Source organism: Phyllobacterium pellucidum (assembly GCF_013327855.1).
GTDB lineage: Bacteria > Pseudomonadota > Alphaproteobacteria > Rhizobiales > Rhizobiaceae > Phyllobacterium > Phyllobacterium pellucidum.
Window position 1 is genome coordinate 832,013 of the sequence record NZ_JABUMX010000001.1, and the last position, 20,344, is coordinate 852,356.

Sequence of the window (20,344 nt, forward strand, 5' to 3'; positions counted from 1 at the left end):
AATATTCGAAGGGCGGCGTTCAGACGCCGCCCTTTTCGATTCAATCAACAAAGACGCGAACGCTCGCTGCCCGTCCGGCTGCATCGATGACGGTGAGCGTCGAAAAACCCCCGCCATCCGGCAGCCATTGATTGACGCGGCGGCGCGATGTTTCCGGCAACGGCTTGCCATTCGCAAGCCAGCGGAACGGGGCGCGACCGCCTTGCAGCTTCAATGCCAACGGCATGATTTCGCCGTCCGCCTTTGCACCGAGATCAACCCTTGCTCCTTCGGGCGGATAGACGATTTGCGGCGCCGGCTCCCGCGTCGATGCTGTGACGAGGCCGCTCGACGTTACCGAGAATCGTCGCTGGCTGATCGGCAGTTGCGCCTGTGCGATGCGTGCTGCACCGGCAGGTGCTGGAGGCAGCGGTGTAATGGCGACGCCGGATTTGGCGAAGCCCTCAAAAAGGATCGGTGCTGCCGACCCGAAACCGGTGAGTCCCGGAACCGCGCCATTGTCGGGCCTGCCCACCCAGACACCGAGCACATAATTGCCATCGAAACCCACCGACCAGGCATCACGGTATCCGTAGCTGGTACCGGTCTTGTAGGCGATGCCACGCTGGCCGGCGCCGAGTGGAGGCATGACGCCCGAGAGGACGTCCGCGACGTTCCATGCCGCCACCGGCTCGAGCAGCGGTTCGGCCATGATTTGCCCAGGCTTGTCCTGAATGCCGTCGCCAAGACGGACGGGCCTGCCCCGGTTGGCAAGCCCTGCATAGAGCTGGACAAGATCCTTCAGCGTTATGCCGACGCCGCCGAGACCGATGGCAAGCCCGGGCGCTTCATTCGGCGGCAGGACCGGCCTGATTTCGGAGCGGCGAAAGCGCATCATCAGCCGCGCCGGGCCAACCGCATCGAGAAGGCGCACTGCTGGAACGTTGAGCGAGAGCTGCAACGCCTGCCTGATGCTGACATCGCCCTGATAGCTCATATCGAAATTGCGCGGTCGGTAGCCGAAGAAATCGGCCGGCCGGTCTTCGATGATCGTCTCCTGGCTGACGAGGCCGTCCTCAAAGGCGAGCCCGTAAATAAACGGCTTTAGCGTCGATCCGGGCGAACGGTTGATGCGCGTCATGTCGATCCAGCCGGAACGGCTGGCATCGAAGTAACTGGCGGATCCGACCTCGCCGACAATCTCGCCGGTGCGCACATCCGCCATTACCATGGCAACGGATACTTTCGCCCCGAGCCGTGCAGCAAAGTCCTTCGCCACGCCTTCGAGCCCCTGCTGGACCGGCCGCCGCAGCGTGGTCATGTGCCGGAGCGTGTCCGGCTCCTTGCGCCTTGCGGCTTCGGCGAGATGGGCAGCATAGGCCGGCAGCTGCAATCTTTGCGCCGGGATCGATGCGAGTTCGGCGCGCTCCGCCTCTCCATCGCCGACGACCTTTTCAACCGCCATCCGGTGCAGGACGCGCGAACGTGCCGCCTCGGCCAGCGCAAGGTTGCGGTCCGGCCGGCGCCGTTCGGGCAATTGCGGCAGGGCGACGAGAAGCGCCGCTTGCGCCACTGTCAGGCGCCGCGGTTCCTTGCCGAAATATGCAAGGCTTGCCGCGCGCACGCCTTCCAGATTGCCGCCATAGGGCGCGAGCGTCAGGTAAAGATCGAGTATCTCGGCCTTGCTGAGGCGTCGCTCGATCTGCAGCGCACGAACGAGTTGCTGCACCTTGACGGTCAGCGAGCGACCTTCTCTTGGCTCGATCAGCCTTGCCACCTGCATGGAGAGTGTCGAAGCGCCCGATACAATGCGGCCGTTGGCAACAAGTTGCACGGCAGCACGTGCGAGCGCGATCGGATCTATACCGCGGTGCTGCCAGAAGCGCTGGTCCTCATAGGCGATGAGCATACGCACGAATTGCGGATCGACATCCGCGGCTGTTGTGCCCAGCCGCCAGTGCCCACCAGATGTTGCAAAGGCACGAAGCAACTGCCCGTCGGCGTCGAGGACCTCCGGGGAGATGTCGCGGGCTTTCTGCAAGGGCGGCGGATAGGCACGATCGGCTGCGTCAAGGCTAAACGCCAACGTAGCAGCCAAAGCCAGATTGGCCGCCATGCCGATGGACAGTTTGCGCCAGATCGACATTATTGTCCTGCGACGACCTCCATGCGGCCCGTGGCAGTGCGCGCCGAGAACTGCGGACGATACATGTCCTCTACGCTCGCTGCCGGATGATCATAGGTGCCGGGGGTTACGGCGCGCACCACATAGGCAAGCGTTATCTCGCCATTGTCGCCGTTGGCGCGGTCGAAGGCCGCAACGAAGCGATCACTGCGAAATTCCGTATGGGCAGCTTCGACTTCGCCGATCCAGTCGAAATTCGACAGGCTGGCGCTGTTGACGAGGCCGGGATTGTCGATCTCGAAGCCAGCCGGCAGAAGGTCGGTGATGAGGACGCGTGACGGCCAGCTATTGTTCTGGGTCACCTTCAGCACCACGACATAGCGCTCGTTCTGCTTGGCCTCGCTGGCATTGGCCTCCTGGCCGTCCAGCGTGTAGTAGGTGCGCTCGATGCCAAAGCCATTGCCGCCCGCCGGCAATGGCTGCGCCGGCGACGCGAGGGTCGTCAGGACTGCGGAGACCGGTTCCGCCGATGTGTTGGTGATCGAGACGGGCTGGGCGAGGAGCTCGTCACCGCTCAGGCGCGCGACATAGCCGCCGGTCCGCGCCGTGCCGTTCACATCAAGCTTCAAATCCTGATCGCCGCCCTGGATGGCACGCGCCGCCAGCAGCATCCACGTCTGTTCCTGCGTGCTCGTATAGGTCTTGCGCTCCCACTCGCTGGCGACGATCTTCGACAATTGCGGAATGATCGGCGGGACCGGGCGGCTTTCTGCGGCAAGGGCAAGGACGGCAGCATCGTCGCGAAGCGATGAACCATAGTCGGAGCGCGCGAGGCTGACATTGGTAACGAGTGTGGACTGCTGCAGTGCATCGGTGAAGATGCTTTGTGAACGCTGCGCATCGCCATAGAGCGAGAGGGCGGCGGCGAGATGCGCCCGCGCCAACGGCGTTGGGAACTCGGCAAGTTTCGTGTCGGCATAATAGCGCAGGTCGCTGATGGCCGCCTTGCGGTTGCGCGCAAGCACGTAGAGCGCATAGGCAATCTCATTGCCCTTGTCCTTGACGCTGACGTCATAGCTCAGCGAATTCTGCAGGTTTTCCAGCGCCTGCACCAGTGCCTGTTCCGGCACCTCGTATTTCTGTTCGCGGGCGCGGGTGAGGAAGTCGGTCACGTAGGCATCGAGCCACAAATCGCCCGAGCCGGGGCTCCAGAGGCCGAAGCTGCCTGAAGAAGACTGGTAGGACAGCACGCGGTAGATCGCGTCCTGGACGCGCTTTTGCACGTCCGTATCCTCCGCAATTCCCGACTGCTTGGCGAGTTCGCTCATGTAAAGCAGCGGCAATGCCCGGCTCGTCGTCTGCTCGGCGCAGCCATAGGGGTAGCGATCGAGCGTCATCAACAGCGCCGGAATGTCGAAGGCAGCCGAACGCGTCACGTTAAGGCTCACCGAAGCTCCTTGCAGGATGCTGCCCGCCAGCAATTCGCCATCCACCTTCAGCATGCTGTTCGGTGCGATCTTGATTGGCTTGCGTACCGTAAGCGGCAGCGTTGCCGCACGTACCGGAACATCCAAGGATTGTTCGAGCGACAGGCCGGCCGCGTTCGAAAGCTTCACCGAAACGACGCCGTCGCCAGGGTGTTCTCCCTTTAGCGGCAGGGTAATGTCGAATTTGCCACCGGCGGGCAGGTTGATGGTCTGCGAGGCGTTCGCCGCTTCGACACTAACGACCGGATTGGTCGTTACCTGCAGCTGATAATCGCCGGCCGGTGCGTCGGTGTTGGCGATGTCGAGCCGAAGCGACGACCTGTCGCCCGGCGCGAGGAACTTCGGCATGCTCGCTGTCACGACGACCGGATCGCGGATGATTACGTCAGACGTGGCATGGCCTACCCCGGCCTTCGACCAGGCGACTGCCATGATACGTGCCGTGCCATTGAACTGCGGTATGTCGAAGCTGACATTGGCCTTGCCTTGCGGGTCGAGTTTGACCGGACCCGAGAAGAAGGCGACGAGCTTTTCGGTCGGAGGGCTCCCCTGCATCGGCATCTGCGCACCGTCGCCGCCAGTGCGCAGCTTGCCAGTCACGCCCTGCGAACCATCGATGAGGCGCCCGTAGAGATCGCGAATTTCGATGCCGAGTTCGCGCTGTCCGAAATACCATGCATCGGGGTTGGGGGCTTCGTAGCGCGTGAGATTGAGAATGCCAACGTCAACGGCAGCGACGGTGACAAATGCATTTTCATTTGCCCCCGCACCGGTGACCTGCAGCGCGATGTTGAGCGGTTTGCGGGGCTCCGTCTTTGGTACGACGTCGAGCTTGACGGCAAGGTTGCGATCGCCCGGATTGACCCCCAGCCATTTGACACCGATGGCGCGCATCGGCATGTGGCTTTCCTGGTCGTTGCCCGGGCGGAACAGAGTTGCCGTGACATAGGCGCCAGCGCCCCAATCGGCAGTGACCGGAATTTCGACTTCGCCGCCTTCGGCAGGTATGTTGGCGCGCTTGGTGAGGCGGAGATTGTCTGCGCCAACGGCGATGAGAAGTTCACCGGCAAAGCGCGGCGACACCTTGAGTTTCGCCGTTTCCCCGGGCGCATAATTCGACTTGTCGAGAGCGATTTCGAGGCCGTCCGGCGTTTCCGTCGATGTTGCGGCGACATAGTAACCCGCGTCGAATTCGACGCTCGATGTAGGGCCGTCCGCAGCGGTGGTTTCAACCTCGAGCCGGAAACGGCCCCAGGTGACGGGCACCGAAATCTCCGCGCCGTCGATTGTCGTGTTCACTTGTCCGCTCGCGACTTGCTTCGTCGAAAGAATCGGCTCGTATTTCCATGAATTGCCGTCGCGATACCATTGATAGTTGCGCTCGACGCTGACCAGTTTCCATTCGAGACCCTGCATCGCCTCCTTCTGGTTGTTCTGGTCGATGCCGATCACATGGAATTTCGCAACCGAGTTTTCCGGCAGGTCGCCGGCAAATTCCGGCTTGATCCCGATCATCGGTCCTGACGGCTTGACGGGAAGCGTCAGCGTCCGCTCGACGGCGCGGCCGCCCGCCTCCTGCATACGCACGACTATGTCGGCATTGAGAAGCTGCGTTGTCGAAGGTACGTCGCTGATCAGGACATCGAAGGTGCCCTTGCCGGCATCGTCCAGCGGCTGCAGATCCTCCAGCGGAATACGCGAATCCTCACTGACCTCTTCATCGGCAAGACCGAAGGAATATCCCTTGAAATCAGCGCTTTCATGCGTCGGCTTCAGGGCGATCTCGCCTTCGAGATTGAGCCCTGCGGCCGGAGCGCCGTAGAGATAGCGCCCATCGACCTTGACCGGCGTCGGCTGACCGATCTCGATCGATTTTGCGTCGCTGGTCAGGTCGAATTCGACCCGGTCCGGCACGAAGTCCTCCACCAAAAACTGCTTTTCCGCGAGGGGCGATGCCTTTGGATCGGTAAAGATCTGCATGGTCCAGGTGCCACGCATGGAATTGGGCTGGAGCGCGAGATCGAGCGTATGGCCGCCGAGATTCGCCCCGTCACTGACCATGCGGCGGTCCTCGACCCCGTCGGGGCGCTTGAAGATAAAGGTAAGCGGCAGTTTCTCGATGGCGTTGGCGGCGTTGTCACGCGCCAATGCCGAGGCATGCACCGTCTCGCCGGCGCGATAGATGCCGCGTTCCGTCCAGGCCAATATGTCGATTGCGCCGGGGGCCGCGCGGCCTGTCACGCCGCGGTCGGAGAGGTCGAAGCCGGCGCGCGTCATGTCGAGGAACACGTAGTCAGCATCGCCGTTCTTGGCGGTGATTACGGCGGGTGCGGTGGCTGAGGTGCCGCGCATTAGCCCAGCGGTGAAGGTCGCCCTTCCCTCCGTGTCGGTGGTGGCCGTGCCGAGGATCTCGTTATTCTTGGCGAGAAGCTGCAATTCGACACCGATAAGCGGCTGTGCTGTCGCCAGCGAACGGGCGAAAACGTTGAGCCCGTCCGTACCGGCATAGGTCGTCAGACCGATGTCAGAGACGACGAACCACTGCGTTGCCTGTGCATCCCACTCCTCGGCTTTCGAATCCGGCGAAACGGCGGTCAGCACATAGACGCCCGGCTTGCGCTGGGGCAGCGCTTCATCAACCGGGAAACTCGTAACCACGTCCTTGTTGAGTTCAGACTGAATGTCGATCGCGCCCTGCCATACGAGTTCACCCGATTCGTCCTGCAGGCGCTGCGCGTTGTAGCCGTCGAGCTGGGTCAGGAATTGCGAGCTTGTCATCAGCGGCGCAAGACCACGGTCGCCGATACGGTAAAGCTTCAGATTGGCGCTCGCCGTGTTGACCGAAACGATGGGAATTCCACGACGGACGGTGCTCGGCAGCACGAAATTGTCACCGGTGAATCGCACCATGGCGGAGCGATCCTGGATGTAGAGGTCAAGATCGACAGGTGCTTCCAGCGCCTCGCCAACGGAGGACGGCAGACCGGGCCGCAGGGCGAGCTTGTAGCGCTGGCCGTGTTCCAGACCTTCCACGCAAATCTCGCTGCCGCTCGCCTCCATGGCTTTTGGCGGTGCCCCGTTGAGCGTGACGAACGGCGCGTAGTCCGTGCCCATCTTCACCAGAGGCTCGGAGAACTGCACGCAGGCGCGCGGCGTCGCGCTGTCCGCGTCAATGGTATGGTTGACAACGCGGAAGCCTTGCCGGGCCTTCAAGTCTGCATAAGCAGCCGCCACCGTCTTGTCGTAGACAAGCTCGAGGCTGGCCTTGTAGGCGCTGAGGGCAGCGCGATAATTCTCGGCGTTCTGCAGTGCTGCGGCGAGGGCGGCGAGCGCATCGGCACGGCTCGAAGCCGTGCGCGTCAGCTGGTAGCCGTTCAGCGCCGCCAGCGTGGCCTGGCCGGCAATATAGGTGTTCTTTTCGGCGCGATTGGCAGCGCGAGCCGTCTCGATCCAGAGCGCGCTGTCATCGGGGGTCAACGCGAGAGCCGTCTTGAAGTTGTTCAGCGCATTTTCCAGATTGCCCGCAGCGAGCTCGCCCCGCGCGGCGGCCAGAAAGCCATCGACGCCTTGCGCCTTCTGAGCGTCCGTCGCCGTCAGGCCTCCCTTGACCTGCCGCGCCTCCTGAACGAGCTGATCCGACAGGAATTGCAGCTTCGGCGGCGCTCCGATATCAGGTTCTGCCGCCGTTTCGACGACCTTGCCGGCAATCGATCCCGGCGCCGGCTTCAGCTCTTTGAAATCCGACTTGAGAAAGCACCACCTGGCCTTGGGGTTATAGGTGAAAGCCTTGCAAGTGCGATCAGCGAGGCAAACAACCTCACATTGGTCTTGGGTAACATCCTGTTCCGTTCGAAGATCGAAACCGAAATAATCTCCGTCCTTGGTTACGACCACATCACGGTTCGTCTCTGCTGCCCCGGCTGGCGCGTAAGCTGCGAACATACTGAAAACCAAGAGAGAAAAGCCGAAAACAGCACGCATGGACATCAGGGCCTCCCAACGCTCAGGACCGGCAGATTCCGGCCCTCAATGTCGACGCTGGGCACTGTTCAAACTTCGCCGTAACTTGTCAACAGATCATACGGAAGCTGCAGCGCCCTCCTGTTGAATTTCAGTGCGGATCCAGCGCTGGAACTGGAGCATCTGCGGCGTCGGCTTGCGGTTTTTCGGGGAAACCAGCCAGTAGGCGATAGGCGACGGCACCCGGGCCGGAAACGGCGCGACGAGCCTCCCGTCGCCAAGGCTGTCCTCAACGAACAGGTCCCAGGCGAGCATGATGCCCTGCCCACTGATCGTCGCCTCCAGCGCGAGCCATGGATCGGAGAAGGTCGGCCCGTCAAACGGCAGCGGCCCTTGAAGGCCCGTCGCGACCTGCCATTCATCCCAACTGAACATCGGATTTTCGTAACAGATGATGGGCTGGCGAAAGATGTCGGCTGGCGAAGACAGGCGTGCGGCAAAGGCCGGAGTGCACACGGGGAACATGGATTGCGGCAGCAGGCGTTCCGGCGCGCCGTCGCGCCAGTCACCGCTGCCGAGCCTGATGGCAAGATCAATATCGGATCGGTTGAGATCGAGCAGCCCCGGAGACGGATCGATGCGGATTTTAAGATCGGGGTAAGCAGCGCGCAACCGCCCGAGCCGTGGCACCAGCCATTTCGAGGCGAAAGTGGGCGCGACGGACAGGAGCAGCACCTGTTCGGTACTCTCGGCAAGCGCGACCGCCTGCGAAATTTGCTGAAAACCATCGGCAAGGCGTGGCAGCAGGCTGCGGCCGAAGCCCGTCGGCACCAGACCGGCCCGCGTACGCTCGAAGATCGCCTGGCCGATCTGTTCCTCCGTGCGGATCAATTGCTGGCTGACAGCACTAATCGAGACGCCGAGTTCGTCGGCCGCTCTGGGCAATGAGCCAAGTCGTCCGATCGCTTCCACGGCTTTCAGTCCATTCAAATGAAACCGGTTGAGATTCTTCATTTAGATTTTCTTCACGCCAATATCGGCAATCTTGATTGCAGGTGCTGATTGCTCGGCCAATAATAGCGCAAATCTCGAGCTTAAGGATCGACTATGAAGATTTTCTTTTTGATGCGCATTTTCTGGCGGTCCGCGATCGCAAAATGGGAGCACGGCGACAGCGAAATCCTCGACTGGCAACGGGATCCGTTATCGCATCCCGTTCTCGACGCGATGGGCCTCGACGAGTTGGCTGATTTGCCTTTCGATGCCCGCTCGGTGTGTCGCCAATAACAATTCAGGCGGGAACCGATCCAGGCTTGCGGATATGCTTGGCGGCGGCGATGACGAGATCATCCAGGCCGTTGCCGTCCTTGTCGAGGATGGCGAAGAGCTGGCTGCGCATGCGCGGCTCCCAGAAATGGTTGATATGCTCGGCGACCCCGACAATCGCCTCGTCCTTCGGCTGCGTGTGGAAGAAGCCCGCGATCTGATTGGCCATGTAGACCAGTTTCTGTTCCGTCGACTTGTGGCTTTCACTATCCATATTGCACCAATTGAACTGTCGGACTTTGAATAAGGGTGGATGCGGCGGAATCGGGATTGGCCTTTGCCGGGGCAGTGGCTGCCGCCTCATCGGCCTTGGTCTTCACCTGCGTCAGCACATGCGGGATGCGTTCCGGCCGGGTGAAGACATCGAACTCTTCGCCGCGCACCAGCGCAACGAGCGTCATGCCGGCGGCTTCAGCCGTACGAACCGCCAGCGCAGTCGGGGCAGAGACGGCAATGAGCATCGAAGCGCCGATGATCGCGGTCTTCTGGACCATTTCGATCGAAACCCGGCTGGTGATGACAACCGCGCCGCTCTCGCCGTCAACACCGGCCCTGCAGAGCGCGCCAGCGAGCTTGTCGAGCGCATTATGCCGGCCAACATCCTCACGCACCGCGACGATGCCCTGCCCCGGCACATAGAAGCCTGCCGCGTGCACCGCACCTGTTTCGCCGTGAAGCGGTTGGCGCCGCGACAAGGAGGTCATGGCATCGGCGATCTCCTGCGGCGTCAGCGTCAGCCGCACCTTGTCCACCGAAGCGACCGGCTTCAACGCCTGCTCGATCGATTCAATGCCGCACAGCCCGCAGCCGACCGGACCCGCCATGCGGCGACGACGGTCCGTCAATTCCTGCCCGGCTTCGGTCGCAAGACGCAGCTGGACATCAATACCCTCATTATGTTCCTCAACCGCGATCTCACTGATCTCGCCAAGCTGCGAGACGATCCCTTCGGAAAGGCTGAACCCAACGGCGAAATCCTCCATGTCGGCGGGTGTCGCCATCATGACTGCGTGGGTGGTGCCGTTATAGCTGAAGGCAATCGGCGTTTCCTCGGGCACAACCCGGCCTTCCACCGCATAGCTGTCATCCGCGCCTTTACGGCGACGGATGATGCGCGGGACGGAAAGCCGGGTCGGCCGCTCGCTCATTGCTATTCTGCCGCGTCGAGCGTCGCCGCAATCCGGCGGCTTTGGCGCGCCTGCTCGTCATATTTGACCTGCCAGTCGCTGGGCCCGTTCGATACAGCCACCTGCACCGCCGTGACCTTGTATTCCGGACAATTGGTTGCCCAGTCCGAAAAGTCCGTGGTGATGACGTTGGCCTGCGTCGAAGGGTGATGGAAGGTCGTATAGACGACGCCGGGCGACACACGATCGGTGATCAGGGCGCGCAGTGTTGTCTCGCCGGAACGGCTTGCGACCTTCACCCAATCGCCATCGCGCAGGCCGCGCTGCTCGGCGTCGTGCGGATGGATCTCGAGGCGGTCCTCTTCATGCCAGACGACATTGTCGGTCCGGCGCGTCTGCGCACCGACATTGTACTGCGACAGGATACGCCCAGTCGTCAAAAGCAACGGGAAGCGAGGCCCGGTACGCTCGTCGGTCGCGACATATTCTGTGCGGATAAATTTGCCCTTGCCGCGCGCGAAGCCGTCAATATGCATGATGGGCGTGCCGAGCGGCGCCTTTTCGTTGCACGGCCACTGCACAGATCCCTCTCTTTCGAGGAGTTCGTAGGATACGCCGGCAAAGCTTGGCGTCGTCAGCGCAACTTCGTCCATGATCTGCGACGGATGCGTATAGTTCCAGTCGAGCCCCATCGCCTTAGCAAGGTTTTGCGTAACCTCCCAGTCAGCATAGCCGTTGAGCGGGCTCATCACCTTGCGCACGCGGTTGATGCGACGCTCGGCATTGGTGAACGTCCCATCCTTTTCGAGGAAGGTCGAACCCGGCAGGAAGACGTGGGCGTAGTTGGCCGTCTCGTTGAGGAAGAGATCGTGGACGACGACGCACTCCATTGCGGCGAGACCCGCCGCAACATGCTTGGTGTCGGGATCAGACTGGAGGATATCCTCGCCCTGCACATAGAGCCCCTTGAAACTGCCATCGACAGCGGCATCGAGCATGTTCGGAATACGCAGGCCGGGCTCGTCCTGGAGCTTCACGCCCCAGAGCTTGTCGAATATATCGCGGGTCGATTCGTCCGAGATGTGGCGGTAACCCGGCAACTCGTGAGGGAACGAGCCCATGTCGCAGGAACCCTGAACGTTGTTCTGGCCGCGCAGGGGATTAACGCCAACGCCCTGGCGTCCGATATTGCCGGTCGCCATGGCAAGATTGGCGATGGCCATAACCGTCGTTGAACCTTGGCTGTGCTCGGTAACGCCGAGACCGTAATAAATGGAGCCGTTGCCGCCGGTCGCGAAAAGGCGCGCAGCCTGGCGCAGCATTTGCGGATCGACGCCCGAAATCTGCTGGGTGGCTTCGGGGCTGTGTTCCGGAGACGAGACAAAAGCTGCCCAATCCTGGAATTCGTCCCAGTCGCAGCGCTCGCGGATGAACCTCTCGTCAAAAAGCCCTTCAGTGATGATGACATGCGCGAGCGACGTGACGACCGCCACGTTGGTGCCGGGGCGCAGCGGCAGATGATAGGCGGCCTCGATGTGCGGGCTGCGGACAAGATCGATGCGGCGCGGGTCAACGATGATCAGCTTGGCGCCCTTGCGCAAACGCTTTTTCAAACGCGAGGCGAAGACGGGATGTCCATCGGTCGGGTTGGCGCCGATGATCATGACGACATCGGTATGCTCGACGCTGTCGAAATCCTGTGTGCCGGCCGAAGTGCCGAACGTCTGCTTCAGGCCATAGCCGGTCGGCGAGTGACAGACGCGAGCGCAGGTATCGACATTGTTATTGCCCAAACCGGCGCGCACCAGCTTCTGCACGAGGTAGGTTTCCTCATTGGTGCAGCGCGACGAGGTGATGCCGCCGACGGAGTTACGGCCATACTGGTACTGGATACGGCGAAACTCGCTGGCGACGTGCTTGTAGGCCTCGTCCCAGCTAACTTCGCGCCACGGATCGCTGATTTTCTCGCGGATCATGGGGTTGAGGATACGGTCCTTGTGTGTCGCATAGCCGTAAGCGAAACGGCCCTTGACGCAGGAGTGACCGCGATTGGCCTTGCCGTCCTTCCACGGCACCATGCGCACCAGTTCTTCGCCGCGCATCTCGGCCTTGAACGAGCAGCCGACACCGCAATAGGCACAGGTCGTCACCATCGAATGCTCGGGCTGGCCGATCTCGATGACCGACTTTTCCGTCAGCGTCGCCGTAGGGCAGGCCTGCACGCAGGCGCCGCAGGATACGCATTCGCTTTCGACGAAACTGTCATGCGGGCCAGCGGCCACGCGGCTGTCGAAGCCGCGGCCCTGGATCGTCAGCGCAAAGGTGCCCTGCACTTCCTCGCAGGCGCGCACGCAGAGCGAGCAGACAATGCATTTCGACGGGTCATAGGTGAAATAGGGGTTGGACTCGTCCTTGGGCAGCCACTGGTCATTGGCGACAGTCCCCGCCCTGGCAAAAACGTGGTTTTCGCCCTCATAGCCATAGCGAACATCCCGGAGCCCGACGGCGCCGGCCATGTCCTGCAACTGGCAATCGCCATTGGCGGCGCAGGTGAGGCAGTCGAGCGGGTGATCGGAGATGTAAAGCTCCATCACGCCCTTGCGGATATCCTTCAGGCGCGACGTCTGCGTATGGACGACCAGACCTGGCATCGCGGGCGTTGTGCAGGAAGCGGGCGTGCCGCCGCGACCTTCGATCTCGACGAGGCACAGGCGGCAGGAACCAAAAGCGTCGACCATATCCGTGGCGCAGAGCTTTGGAACCTCGATGCCGGCTTCCATGGCGGCGCGCATGATCGACGTGCCCTCCGGCACAGTCACCTCGTTTCCGTCGATGGTCAGAGTGACCAGCTTTTCGGACCGCGAGGCGGGCGTGCCGTAATCGATTTCATGAATCAGGGACATTGTCTTCTCCTATTCCGCAGCCTGGGCGACAGGCGCCGGCCGGAAATCTTCAGGAAAATGCGTCAGCGCGCTCATGACGGGATAGGGCGTGAAACCGCCAAGGGCACAGAGCGAGCCGAACTTCATTGTATTACATAAATCAGTCAGAACCTTGATCTGTTTTTCGGGTTCGACATTGGCCGCGATGCGGTCCACCACTTCGACGCCGCGCGTCGAACCGATGCGGCAGGGCGTACACTTGCCGCAGGATTCGACCGCGCAGAATTCCATGGCGAACCGCGCCTGCTTAAGCATGTCGACCGTATCGTCGAAAACGACGAGACCGGCATGGCCGATAAGGCCGTCCTTCGCCGCGAACGCCTCGTAGTCGAAGGGCGTATCGAAGAGTTCGCGCGGGAAATAGGCACCGAGCGGACCGCCCACCTGCACCGCCTTTACCGGGCGGCCGCTTGCCGTGCCGCCGCCAATATCATCGACGATGTCACCCAGCGTCAGGCCGAATGCCGTTTCGAACAGGCCGCCATGCTTGACGTTGCCGGCGATCTGCAGCGGGATGGTGCCGCGCGACCGGCCCATACCGAAATCCTTGTAGAAGGTGGCGCCCTTGTCGAGAATGACCGGGACCGAGGCCAGCGAGATCACATTGTTGATGACGGTCGGACGGCCGAAAAGGCCCTTGTGGGCGGGAAGCGGCGGCTTGGCACGAACGATGCCGCGGCGACCTTCAAGGCTTTCGAGCAAGGCGGTCTCTTCACCGCAGACATAGGCGCCGGCGCCAACGCGCACCTCCATGTCGAAGGCATAGGGCGACCCGAGCACCGATTTTCCAAGCACGCCCGCCCGGCGCGCAACCTCGACCGCCTCGTTCATCACCGCGACCGCATGCGGATACTCGGAGCGGATATAGACATAGCCCTTGGTCGCACCAGTGGCGATGCCGGCGATCGTCATGCCCTCGATAAGGACAAAAGGATCGCCTTCCATGATCATGCGGTCGGCAAAGGTGCCACTATCGCCTTCATCGGCGTTGCAGACGATGTATTTTTGCGCGCCTGCGGTGTCGAGCACGGTCTTCCACTTGATGCCGGTCGGGAAACCTGCGCCGCCACGGCCGCGCAGTCCGGATTCCGTCACCTGGGCGACGATCTCGGCCGGTGCCAGCGTAAGCGCGTTTTCCAGGCCCTTGAGGCCGTCGTGGGCACGGTAATCCTCAAGCGACACGGGATCGATGATGCCGCAACGAGCGAAGGTCAGTCGTGTCTGTCGCGCCAGGAACGGCAGCTGATCCGTAAGGCCGAGCCAGAGCGGATGCACCCTGCCCTGGCCCATCCCGTTGTCCAGCAATGCCGGTACCTCCGACGCCTTGACCGGACCATAGGCCACGCGGCCAGATAGGGTTTCGACCTCGACCAAAGGTTCAAGCCAGTACATGCCGCGCGAACCATTGCGCACGATGCGGGCATCGAGACCGCGGCTGTCGATTTCGGACTGAAGAACCTTTGCAACCCGCTCGGCGCCGAGCGCGAGCGCACCTGAATCGCGCGGAACGTAGAAGGTGACGGTCATAGCCGCACCTCCGTCGCGATCTCTTCAAGCCTTTCTGCGTCAAGTCGACCAATCACTTCACCATCGAGCATCGCCGAAGGCGAGCAGGCGCAAAGACCGAGGCAATAGACCGGTTCGAGTGTTACGGCGCCATCAGGAGTGGTGCCATGCCAGTCAATCCCGAGAAGTTCGCGGGCGCGATCGGCCAGCGCATCGCCGCCCATCGACTGGCAGGATTCAGCCCGGCACAGTTTCAAAACGTGCCGCCCGGCCGGATGATCGCGGTAGTCGTGATAGAATGTGAAAACGCCGTGGACCTCGGCGCGCGAAATATTGAGAGCGCTGGCGATGATCGGCAGCGTTTCCCTTGGAACATAGCCGAACTCAGCCTGCAACTCGTGCAAAATAGGAAGCAGAGGGCCTTCTTTGCCCTTCAATTGATCGATAATGCCTATCGCCCTTTCGGCGATATCGATACTTGCACTCTGCATACTGTGCAGCGCCCTCCCTCATGTTTCTCCCTGTTCTTTAGAACAGATCAAATATGGGATTATATATCAATATCGCAGTCTCGTCATTCGATAGAAGATTTCTATCAAACCATGTCCAAACTTTGCGCAAGGGCTCGCGCTTCGTGCAGAAGCGCCGAAACCAGTGGGGTATGCGGTTCGCGGTCGGCCGCAACGAGCCCGACAAGGTGGCGCGCATCGGGCTCGACAATGGGGATGGCGCGGATCGGTTCTGCAAATCCGAGCGTCTCAGCAAGGTTGAGCGGCATGATGCTCGCCCACTTGCCAGTGCGAATGTGCGAGAACAGCACGATCATCGAATTCGATTCGAGCGTCGGATGGACCTCTATTCCCGCCTCTTGCAAATGCTTGTTGATAAGGCGGCGGTTCTGCATGTCCATGGTGAGCAGGCAGAGCGGTAATTGTCCGACCTCCCTCCAGGTGACGGACTGCCGGTCGGCGTGGGTACTCCCGGCCGATGTAATGAGCTGGTAGCGCTCGGTATAAAGCGGCACCGAAGTGACACGCCCGAGTGGCTCATTGTCGAGATAGCTTATGCCGACATCGATCTCGAAATTGCTGAGCAGCGTCAGAACTTCAAGCGAAGTGCGCGACGTTACCGAGAACGTCACGTCCGGGTGCTTCTCCCGAAACGGAGTCGTCAGCCGCGACACCATGGCAAGCGCGGTCGGAATTGCCGCGATCTTTACATGACCGGCAAGTCCAAGGCGGGCGGCGCGCAATTCCTCGCGCATGGTGCGCGTATCGCCAACGATGCGCCGCGCCCATTCAAGAACGCGCTGGCCTTCGGACGTAAGGCCCTTGAAGCGTGAGCCCCGCTGGACGAGAACGACGCCGAGCGTGTCCTCGAGCTGACGGATGGCGGCCGACAGAGTGGGCTGGGTCACGCCGCATTCTTCGGCGGCACGACCGAAATGCCGATGCCGCGCCAGCGCGATGAAAAATTCCAGCTTGTCGATCATCAAGGTTGCTCCTTCGGAGCGAACCTAGCGATGTTGACCTGTCGTCAGCAAGGCAAATTCAAACAGTCAGGAACTTGCGGACCTCCGGCCGGTCGAGGCTCGGCGCGTCGCCGGAATGTACGATCTCGCCGCGATCCATGATGTAGACGTGGTCGGCGAGTTCGCGGCAGAAGTCGAGATACTGCTCGACGAGAAGGATGGCGAGGCCGGCCTGATCGCGCAGAAACTGGATAGCGCGGCCTATATCCTTGATGATCGATGGCTGGATACCCTCGGTCGGTTCATCGAGCACCAGCAATTTCGGCCGCGTCACCAGCGCACGGCCGATTGCCAGTTGCTGCTGCTGGCCACCGGAAAGATCGCCGCCCCTGCGACCCAGCATCGTCTTCAGCACCGGAAACAGCTCGTACACTTCCGCGGGCACGGTGCGATTGCCGCGTGAGGCGGCGGCAAATCCGGTTGCCAGATTTTCACGGACGGTGAGCAGCGGAAAAATCTCGCGGCCTTGCGGAACGAAGGCAATGCCGGCGCGGGCACGCTCATAAGACGGCTTCCGGTCGATCGGCGCGCCTTCGAAGCGTATCGATCCCGATGACAGGGGGTGCTGGCCGACGATGGCGCGCAGCATGCTCGTCTTGCCGACACCGTTGCGGCCGAGAACGCAGGTAATCGACTTCGGCTTGACCTCCAGCGATACGCCGCGCAGCGCCTGAGCGGCACCATAGTGGAGAGAGGCATTTTCAACGCTGAGCATGATGTTCCTATCGTCCGAGGTAAACTTCGATGACGCGCTGGTCGTTGCTGACATAGTCGAGCGAGCCTTCCGCCAGAACCGAGCCTTCATGAAGGCACGTGACCTTGACGTCGAGTTCGCGCACGAAATGCATGTCGTGTTCGACCACCAGCACCGAGCGCGTCTTGGCAATTTCGCGCAGGAGCTTGGCGGTTTCCGCCGTTTCAGCATCCGTCATGCCCGCGACAGGCTCGTCGACGAGCAACAGCTTCGGATCTTGCGCGAGCAACATGCCGATCTCCAGCCACTGCTTCTGGCCGTGCGAGAGATTTGCAGCCAGCCAGTCCCGCTTGGTGTGCAGGCGGATCGTGTGTAGAATGTCGTCGATCCGTTCCGCCTCGTCGGCGCTTTGGCGATGGAACAGCGCCGAGAAGGCCGAGCGCGGGCCTGCCAGCGCAAGCATAAGATTGTCCTCGACGGTATGGCTTTCAAAAACAGTCGGCTTCTGAAACTTGCGACCGATGCCGAGAAGCGCGATTTCCGCCTCGTCGTGACGGGTAAGGTCGATCTCGCCCTTGAAATAAACGTCGCCCGTATCCGGGCGGGTCTTGCCGGTGATGATATCCATCATCGTTGTCTTGCCGGCGCCGTTCGGGCCAATGACTGCGCGCATTTCACCGGCCTGGAGCACAAGCGACAGATTGTTGATGGCGCGAAATCCGTCAAACGAGACCGAGACGCCATCGAGATAGAGAAGTGTATCCTTGGCTTTCATGGTCTACTCCGCTGCCTGGGGTTCGGCGATCGGTGTCGCACGTTCTGTTGCCGGGGAGCCCGGTTCGCTGCGCTTGCGAGCGATGCGGTCCTTTCGCTTTGTCTCCCATGTGCCGTAAAGGCCGAGTATGCCCTTCGGGAGGAACAGGGTGACGAGGATGAAGAGCGCACCGAGCGCGAACAGCCAGATCTCCGGAAATGCCGCGGTGAAATAGGTCTTGCCGAAATTGACCAGCACCGCGCCGAGAATTGGCCCGATGATGGTGCCGCGGCCTCCCACGGCAACCCAGATCACCGCTTCGATGGAATTGGCGGGCTCGAATTCGGAGGGATTGATGATGCCGACCTGCGGCACATAAAGCGCGCCGGCAATGCCCGCCATCATGGCGGAGACCGTCCAGACGAAGAGCTTGTAGCGATCGACCCGATAGCCGAGAAAGCGCATGCGGCTCTCCGCGTCGCGCACGCCGACGAGGACCTTGCCGAGTTTGGAGCGGACAATGAAACTGGTTACGAATACGGCAAGCGCCAGGAACAACGCTGTGGCCGCAAACAGCATCGAGCGCGTGCTGTCCGCCTGGATGTTGAAGCCGAGAATATCCTTGAAATCGGTGAGGCCGTTATTGCCGCCAAATCCCATGTCGTTGCGGAAGAACGCAAGAAGCAAGGCGTAGGTCAGAGCCTGGGTGATGATCGACAGATAAACGCCGGTGACACGCGAGCGGAAGGCAAGCCAGCCGAAGCCAAAGGCGAGAATGCCGGGGACCAGCACAACCATGAGCGCCGCGAACCAGAAATGGTTGAAGCCGTGCCAGAACCACGGCAGTTCCTTCCAGTTGAGGAACACCATGAAGTCGGGCAGCACCGGATCGGCATAGACGCCGCGCGGACCGATCTGGCGCATCAGGTACATGCCCATCGCATAGCCGCCGAGCGCGAAGAATGCGCCATGGCCGAGCGAAAGGATGCCGCAGAATCCCCAGACGAGATCGAGAGCGACCGCCAGCAGGGCGTAGGTCAGGTACTTGCCGATCAGCGATACGAGATAGGTCGGCACATGCAAGGCCGAGGTCGGCGGCAGCAGCAGATTCGAGAGTGGCACGAGGCAGGCCAGCGCCACCAGCAAGGCGATAACGATTGCACCGCGACGATCGACATGGGTGAAAAACCACTGCGTGATCATGCCTCGATGGCCCTTCCCTTGAGTGCGAAGAGACCACGGGGACGCTTCTGGATGAACAGGATGATCAGCACCAGCACGAGGATCTTGCCGAGGACGGCTCCCGCGAAGGGTTCGAGGAACTTGTTGGCTATGCCCAGCGACATCGCGCCGACCAGCGTTCCCCAGAGATTGCCAACGCCGCCGAAGACAACGACCACGAAACTGTCGATGATATAGCCCTGACCCAGATTGGGGCTGACATTGTCGATCTGGCTCAGCGCCACGCCGGCAATGCCGGCTATGCCGGAGCCGAGGCCAAAGGTCAGCGCGTCGACCCAGGGCGTCCTGATACCCATGGCGGAGGCCATGCGCCGGTTCTGGGTGACGGCGCGCATGCGCAGCCCGAGCATCGTCTTCTTCAGCACCAGCTGCAGTACCGCGAAGACCGAAAGGGCAAAGACGATGATCCACAGGCGCGACCAGGTGAGCGTCAGGAGACCGAGATCGAACGACCCTGCCATCCATGATGGGTTGCCGACCTGAACGTTTGAGGCGCCGAACCAGGAGCGGATCGCCTGCTGCAGGACCAGCGAAATGCCCCATGTCGCAAGCAGCGTTTCCAGCGGACGGCCATAGAGGAAGCGTATGATGCCGCGCTCGATGACGACGCCGACGGCGCCCGAGACGATGAAGGCCGCAGGCAGCGCAATGAGCAACGAATAATCGAAAAGGCCCGGCGCCGAGGCGCGGATGATCTGCTGCACGACAAAGGTGGTATAGGCGCCGATCATGACCATCTCGCCGTGGGCCATGTTGATGACGCCCATGACGCCGAAGGTGATCGCCAGCCCGATCGCCGCAAGCAGTAGCACGGAGCCCAGCGACAGACCGTAGACGATATTCTGGATGCCGTTCCACAAGGCGAGCTTGCCGTTGATGCTGTCGATCGCCGAATGCGCGGCGTCGCCCACCGGGCCGTCGCTACCCTGGAGCGGAGTCAGAAGTCCCAGGGCGTCGCGGCTGTTGCCGGCGGTGACCTCCGCAATCGCCGCGATCTTGGCGTCATCCGGCGCGGTCGAATTCAGCACCGCGGCAGCTTTCGCCTGCTGCATCACGGCCTTGATCCCGCTATCTTTTTCCGCCGCGATGGCCTGATCGAGCAAAGCGATGGACTCTGGATCGCGGGTCTTCAGAATTGTTTCGGCGGCGGAGCGTCGTTCCGCAGGATTGTCGCTCATCAGCGTGAGGCCGCCGATCGCCGCTGCTATATCGCGGCGCAGACGGTTGTTGACCTTGATCTTTTCCGCGGCATTGCGCGGCACGGGTGCAAGCTTGGCACCCGTCAGGGGATCGGTGGCGGCGTAGTCCGAGCCATCGCGTTTGCCGATGAAAACCGCCTTGTCCGCCTTGACGATGTAAAGATCGCCGGCCGTCAGCGCGTTGAGGATGGCGGATACGCGCGCATCGCCGGTCTTGGCGAGGCCGGAAACGGCCTTCGTCGTCTCGTCGAAATTTTCTGCAGCAAGAGCCTGGATGAGCGGCCGCAGCGTGGCATCGTCGACCGTTTCAGCCCCCGCCTCCATTCCAGGCGCAAACACGCCCGAGAGCACAAGGAATACGGCCAGCAAGCGGATCAATTGCATAAAACAATCCTGGGTACGAGTATCCTCGGAGTGGCTCCACCCCCACTTGCGCGGAGGTGGAGTGGCTTCGGATGTGCCCCAAACCGAA

Annotated in this window: 14 protein-coding genes; 1 reads left to right on the forward strand and 13 read right to left on the reverse strand. The window is 61.6% G+C overall.

Going from position 1 to position 20,344, the window contains the following annotated elements; genetic code table 11:
- Window positions 1-40: 40 nt before the first annotated feature.
- From pbpC to HQ945_RS04090, 3 genes are all read right to left on the reverse strand, one after another.
- Window positions 41-2,125 (reverse strand): penicillin-binding protein 1C, encoded by a 2,085-nt coding sequence (pbpC, locus tag HQ945_RS04080; RefSeq protein WP_113281826.1) that lies wholly within the window; start codon window positions 2,123-2,125, stop codon window positions 41-43.
- Window positions 2,125-7,572, reverse strand: coding sequence for an alpha-2-macroglobulin family protein (locus HQ945_RS04085; RefSeq protein WP_113281879.1), 5,448 nt, complete (start codon window positions 7,570-7,572; stop codon window positions 2,125-2,127). The genes pbpC and HQ945_RS04085 overlap by 1 nt, the downstream gene beginning before the upstream one ends.
- Before the next feature lie 96 nt (window positions 7,573-7,668).
- The gene (locus HQ945_RS04090) at window positions 7,669-8,565 is read right to left on the reverse strand and encodes a LysR substrate-binding domain-containing protein (protein ID WP_113281827.1); all 897 of its coding nucleotides are present in this window, start codon (window positions 8,563-8,565) and stop codon (window positions 7,669-7,671) included.
- 93 nt (window positions 8,566-8,658) lie between these two features.
- Between HQ945_RS04090 and HQ945_RS04095 the strand changes: the two genes are divergently transcribed.
- Window positions 8,659-8,838, forward strand: a complete 180-nt coding sequence (locus HQ945_RS04095; RefSeq protein ID WP_113281828.1) for a hypothetical protein — start codon at window positions 8,659-8,661, stop codon at window positions 8,836-8,838.
- Between the two features lie 4 nt (window positions 8,839-8,842).
- Here the strand turns inward: HQ945_RS04095 and HQ945_RS04100 are convergent, their stop codons facing one another.
- From HQ945_RS04100 to urtB, 10 genes are all read right to left on the reverse strand, one after another.
- A complete protein-coding gene (locus HQ945_RS04100) occupies window positions 8,843-9,091 on the reverse strand; it encodes a formate dehydrogenase subunit delta (RefSeq protein ID WP_113281829.1) in 249 nt (82 codons plus the stop codon).
- Complete coding sequence (gene fdhD, locus HQ945_RS04105; RefSeq protein ID WP_113281830.1) at window positions 9,084-10,025, reverse strand: formate dehydrogenase accessory sulfurtransferase FdhD; 942 nt, start codon at window positions 10,023-10,025, stop codon at window positions 9,084-9,086. The genes HQ945_RS04100 and fdhD overlap by 8 nt, the downstream gene beginning before the upstream one ends.
- A gap of 2 nt (window positions 10,026-10,027) precedes the next feature.
- Complete coding sequence (gene fdhF, locus HQ945_RS04110) at window positions 10,028-12,907, reverse strand: formate dehydrogenase subunit alpha (protein ID WP_027230173.1); 2,880 nt, start codon at window positions 12,905-12,907, stop codon at window positions 10,028-10,030.
- A gap of 9 nt (window positions 12,908-12,916) precedes the next feature.
- Window positions 12,917-14,473 (reverse strand): formate dehydrogenase beta subunit, encoded by a 1,557-nt coding sequence (locus HQ945_RS04115; protein ID WP_113281831.1) that lies wholly within the window; start codon window positions 14,471-14,473, stop codon window positions 12,917-12,919.
- Window positions 14,470-14,943, reverse strand: coding sequence for a formate dehydrogenase subunit gamma (locus tag HQ945_RS04120; protein WP_174207677.1), 474 nt, complete (start codon window positions 14,941-14,943; stop codon window positions 14,470-14,472). Before HQ945_RS04120 ends, HQ945_RS04115 begins: the two co-directional genes overlap by 4 nt.
- A gap of 104 nt (window positions 14,944-15,047) precedes the next feature.
- Window positions 15,048-15,944 carry a LysR family transcriptional regulator gene (locus HQ945_RS04125; protein ID WP_027230176.1) on the reverse strand — a complete coding sequence of 299 codons (897 nt, stop codon included), beginning with the start codon at window positions 15,942-15,944 and terminating at the stop codon, window positions 15,048-15,050.
- 58 nt (window positions 15,945-16,002) lie between these two features.
- The gene (gene urtE, locus HQ945_RS04130) at window positions 16,003-16,698 is read right to left on the reverse strand and encodes an urea ABC transporter ATP-binding subunit UrtE (protein ID WP_027230177.1); all 696 of its coding nucleotides are present in this window, start codon (window positions 16,696-16,698) and stop codon (window positions 16,003-16,005) included.
- A gap of 7 nt (window positions 16,699-16,705) precedes the next feature.
- Complete coding sequence (urtD, locus tag HQ945_RS04135) at window positions 16,706-17,452, reverse strand: urea ABC transporter ATP-binding protein UrtD (RefSeq protein ID WP_174207678.1); 747 nt, start codon at window positions 17,450-17,452, stop codon at window positions 16,706-16,708.
- 3 nt (window positions 17,453-17,455) lie between these two features.
- Window positions 17,456-18,634, reverse strand: coding sequence for an urea ABC transporter permease subunit UrtC (gene urtC, locus HQ945_RS04140; protein WP_174207679.1), 1,179 nt, complete (start codon window positions 18,632-18,634; stop codon window positions 17,456-17,458).
- A complete protein-coding gene (gene urtB / locus HQ945_RS04145; protein ID WP_174207680.1) occupies window positions 18,631-20,256 on the reverse strand; it encodes an urea ABC transporter permease subunit UrtB in 1,626 nt (541 codons plus the stop codon). Before urtB ends, urtC begins: the two co-directional genes overlap by 4 nt.
- Between the last annotated feature and the right edge of the window lie 88 nt (window positions 20,257-20,344).